Below are 3,947 nucleotides of genomic sequence, written 5' to 3' on the forward strand. Positions count from 1 at the left end.
CCATAAAGATTTTCGCCGTTTTTTTTCTTCTAATCACCCAGTGCAAAAATAAACACCTCCCCACACTTCAGGTTTCGTTAAAACTATACCCCAGCCCGTGATGGGTGCGGATGTGTTCGTCGGCGATTCCGGCTTCGCGCAGTTTGTGGCGTAGGGCGCGGATGTGGGTGTTGATGGTGTGCGGGTCGGAGGGGCGGTTGCCGCCGAACATGGCGGTGAGCAGTTCTTCGCGGCTGAACACGCGGCCGGGTCGGTGCAGCAGGGTGCGCAGCAGGCGGTATTCGCCCTGCGTGAGCGGCAGTTCGCGCCCTTGGTGGCGGATGCAGCAGGCGGGCGCGTCGTCGTGCCATACTGGTACGGATTCGGTTTCGGCGGCGGGCTGTGTTTGTGTGCGCCGCAGCACGGCTTTTACGCGGGCGACGAGTTCGCGCGGACTGAAGGGTTTGCCGATGTAGTCGTCTGCGCCGAGTTCGAGGCCGAGGATGCGGTCGGTTTCTTCGTCTTGGGCGGTGAGCATGATGACGGGCTGGGGATGTTGCGGGCGCAGGGTTTTGAGCAGTTCGAAGCCGTCGGTGTCGGGCAGGCCGACGTCGAGCAGGAGCAGGTCGAAGTGTTCGCGCGCGAGCAGTTGCCGTGCCTGCTCTGCGGTGGGGGCGATGCGTGCGGTGAAATGGGCGCGGGCGAGGGAGAGTTCGACTAGTTCGGCGATTTCGCGTTCGTCTTCGATGATGAGGATATGCGGGTTCATGGAATAGGGAATTAACAAGCCGTCAATATAAGGCGGCAAGCCGTAGAGAAAATAAAGTTCATCCGTTCATTGTACGCAAGAGTGGCAGGCTGCACATCATTTTCAGGCTGCAATCTTCATAAAATCTTCACAACTGCCCCACAGGAAATTGACGGCGTTCCGGCATACTGGACGCTGTCGGCAAACGGAAGTCCGTTGCCCAAAACCTTTCTATGGAGCAGAAAATGACGAAAAAATTATGGAGCGTAATCGGCCTGTGTATCGCCTTTGCCGTGGTATTGCTGTGGATTTACGGACTGGCCGAACAGCGGAGCGAATACCAGTCCAGCATACTGCTGGGGGCGGAGGGCTACCACATGGTTGTCCGCAGCGTGAAATACGGCATGGTATTGGTGGTGTTGGTGTTTTCTTCGTTCTTTTTAAGCGAAATCCTGCAGGAATGGCGCATCCATCCCGTGCAGTATCTGCTGGTAGGCGCAGCGTTGTCGATTTTCTACCTGCTGTTGCTCTCGCTGGCGGAACATGTCGGCTTTACTGCCGCTTATGCCATCGGTGCGGCGGCGTGTATCGGCTTGCTGTTTTGGTATCTGCGCTTCGTGCTGGCCACCACGCGCGGGGTGCATATGATGACGGCGCTGCTCGTTGCGGCCTACGGTACGATGTTTGTGCTGATAAAAATGCAGCAATACAACCTGCTGGCCGGCTCTTGTCTGCTGTTTGCAGCGCTGTTCGCGGTGATGTATTACACACGGGAGATTGATTGGTATGCGCTGAGTGACGAAAAATCAGACAATCACACTAATGTGATTGAAGAAAGGATGGCTGCACGTCAAAATCATGACATGCAATAAGGCTGTATAAAGGGGAGGCCGTCTGAAAACTGTGTTTCAGACGGCCTCCTCTTCTTTCTTACCTAACATCCGCTTTCAGCCATGCCTGACGCGAACAGGCAAATAACAGCAGGCAGCCGGCAACGGTGGAACACAGCATCAGGGAAACCATCACATACACCGTACCATTATGCAGCAACGTCGCCAGCCAACCCATGCCTGCACCAATCAGCGACGTAACCGCCATCAGCAAAGCATTCGCGCTGCCGCCGACTTCCCTGAAATAAGACATAAAGCAGGCCTGCGTGTTTGCCGTAACCAAACCCTGAGTGCCGACCGAAACCATCAGGCACAGCACCAGCAAAGGTAACGGCGGCAGCCCGCCGCAAGCCCACACCAACAACAATGCAGCCGAATTTGCAGCCAATTGGATGGCCAAGCCCCACAACAAAATATCTTCCGCGTTACTGCCGCTTTTCAACCGCCAGGCCGTAATGCGGTTAAACGCCATCATCGTTACAATATTGCTGCCGAACACGAATGCATAAATAAACGGTGTCAAACCATACAGCTTCATATAAACAAAAGAAGATTCGGTTAAGAAAACAAACATCGAACCGAAACTGAACGCCTGAAAAAACATGAAGCCCAAAGCGGGCACGGTTTGCAGTACACGACGGTAACGCCGCAGCATATCGCCGAAAAAATGCTGGTCAAGCCGCCCGTTTGCCTCCGATTTCGGCAAAAAACGCCACATCAATGCAAATACGGCCAAAGAATACAACAATAAAAAAACAAAAATCAGCCGCCATCCGCCGATACGCTGCAATCCTGACCCCAACATAGGCGCGGCCAACGGTGCAGACATCATCACGATGCCGATTAGCGCAAACATCTGCGCCGCCTGTCTGCCTTCGTAAAAATCGCGCACCACCGCCCCGGCCATCACTGCTGCCATTCCGCCGCCGAAAGCCTGCAGCAACCGCAGCACGACCAACTGCTCCATGGTTTGAAGCAAGGCCAAGGCCAGCGAAGCGGCCGCATACAGCCCCAAGCCGCCCAAAGCCACCGTACGCCTGCCTTTCACATCCGACACCGCACCGCCCAGCAGCTGGCCGAACGCCACACCGAACATAAAACTGCTCAGGCTTTTCTCAATCAACTTTACCGGCACCTGCAAATCGTCTGACAACGACAAAATTGCCGGCAAATAAGCATCGACGGATAAAGGCATAATCGCCGTCATCGTTGCCAGCAAAAAGGCCATCTGTTTATTACTTAAAGGAATTTTCCTATCCATTCACTATCCCGCAAATACAGCCGCACACAGCGGCAAAACGGTGGAATTATAACACCCGCACCACCCCATACCCGATGTCCCGTAGGCCCGTCTCACACCCTTTTCAGACGGCCTATCCGTTCACTGTTGTATTTTTCACTTTTTTCCGCAAAAAAACGCCTTTTCCCGTTTATTGCTTGACTACATTGCTTAACAAAGGTAAAAAGACAGTTAAGCCCGACTGGGGCAAATACTCTAAAATAATAAGACAACGTCTTACTGTTTACTGTAAACCCGTCCGGCTTGGTTTGATCAATTTTTTAGATATGGAAAGTAGTATTTATGGCAACCGGTACTGTTAAATGGTTTAACGATGCAAAAGGCTTTGGTTTTATCACTCCTGATGAAGGCGGCGATGATTTGTTCGCACATTTCTCTGCCATCAACATGGAAGGCTTCAAAACCCTGAAAGAAGGCCAAAAAGTTTCTTTTGATGTCACCAGCGGCCCCAAAGGCCTTCAGGCTGCAAACATCCAGGCGGCTTAAGCATCCAAACTAGCCGGTTTGTCCGGTTTTAACAGCATGGCGGGTTTCAGACCTGCCATTTTTTCTATCCGTCGATTCACATAACAAGGGGAAAATATGTCCGACTATCAACAAGCCCAGCAACAACTGACCGAAATGATTGATTACCTCCGCACCCACCAATCCACAGATTGCGCGGCTGCCGAACGCGAAGACGATGACTTGGTACGGCTCAGCCTACAACAACGGATTCTGACGCCGAACGACTCAACCACCATCGAACGGATTGATCAATACTACAAAAAATTCTTTGCCGACAAACAGGCGTAGGGCTCTTTCCAATTCCAAATATTGCCGAATACCCGACGGCTACCGCAAGGCGGTATATATCGCCAAACGGCAAAAGTGATACGGTAAGGTCCATTGGCAAACGACTGTTGTAAAGGCATCATCACACTCCAAAAAAGCCATCACAAGGCTGTCCATTGCAGTCAAAGGCCGTCTGAAAGTTTATGCGAGTCTCTCTAACAAACTTTCAGACGGAGACCTTTGCAAAATTCCTTTT

5 protein-coding genes are annotated in these 3,947 nt (G+C 52.3%); 3 read left to right on the forward strand and 2 right to left on the reverse strand.

The annotated features are described in order from the left end of the window. Positions 1–67: 67 nt before the first annotated feature. Entirely contained in the window at positions 68–748 is a 681-nt protein-coding gene (locus HMPREF3107_RS01595; RefSeq protein ID WP_070452598.1) for a response regulator, read from the reverse strand. Positions 749–972: 224 nt separating this feature from the next. Between HMPREF3107_RS01595 and HMPREF3107_RS01600 the strand changes: the two genes are divergently transcribed. Beyond that, positions 973–1,599: an inner membrane CreD family protein gene (locus tag HMPREF3107_RS01600; protein WP_070452605.1), complete on the forward strand. Its 627-nt coding sequence runs from the start codon at positions 973–975 to the stop codon at positions 1,597–1,599. Between the two features lie 58 nt (positions 1,600–1,657). Here HMPREF3107_RS01600 and HMPREF3107_RS01605 read toward each other — a convergent pair whose 3' ends face one another. Beyond that, a complete protein-coding gene (locus HMPREF3107_RS01605) occupies positions 1,658–2,845 on the reverse strand; it encodes a multidrug effflux MFS transporter (RefSeq protein ID WP_070452602.1) in 1,188 nt (395 codons plus the stop codon). A gap of 354 nt (positions 2,846–3,199) precedes the next feature. On the opposite strand from HMPREF3107_RS01605, the gene HMPREF3107_RS01610 reads away from it, so the two are divergent. After that, a complete protein-coding gene (locus HMPREF3107_RS01610; protein ID WP_003770035.1) occupies positions 3,200–3,403 on the forward strand; it encodes a cold-shock protein in 204 nt (67 codons plus the stop codon). A 96-nt stretch (positions 3,404–3,499) separates the two neighbouring features. Further along, positions 3,500–3,712 carry a hypothetical protein gene (locus tag HMPREF3107_RS01615; protein ID WP_003770036.1) on the forward strand — a complete coding sequence of 71 codons (213 nt, stop codon included), beginning with the start codon at positions 3,500–3,502 and terminating at the stop codon, positions 3,710–3,712. The last annotated feature ends 235 nt before the right edge of the window (positions 3,713–3,947 follow it).

The sequence above is a fragment of the Neisseria sp. HMSC31F04 genome (assembly GCF_001807735.1).
Lineage (GTDB): Bacteria > Pseudomonadota > Gammaproteobacteria > Burkholderiales > Neisseriaceae > Neisseria > Neisseria elongata.

What these genes read in the sequence shown, in the direction of transcription:
- HMPREF3107_RS01595 (WP_070452598.1), bottom strand. Translation starts at nt 748, where the DNA reads ATGAACCCGCATATCCTCATCATCGAAGACGAACGCGAAATCGCCGAA.
- HMPREF3107_RS01600 (WP_070452605.1), top strand. Translation starts at nt 973, where the DNA reads ATGACGAAAAAATTATGGAGCGTAATCGGCCTGTGTATCGCCTTTGCC.
- HMPREF3107_RS01605 (WP_070452602.1), bottom strand. Translation starts at nt 2,845, where the DNA reads ATGGCCTTTTTGCTGGCAACGATGACGGCGATTATGCCTTTATCCGTC.
- HMPREF3107_RS01610 (WP_003770035.1), top strand. Translation starts at nt 3,200, where the DNA reads ATGGCAACCGGTACTGTTAAATGGTTTAACGATGCAAAAGGCTTTGGT.
- HMPREF3107_RS01615 (WP_003770036.1), top strand. Translation starts at nt 3,500, where the DNA reads ATGTCCGACTATCAACAAGCCCAGCAACAACTGACCGAAATGATTGAT.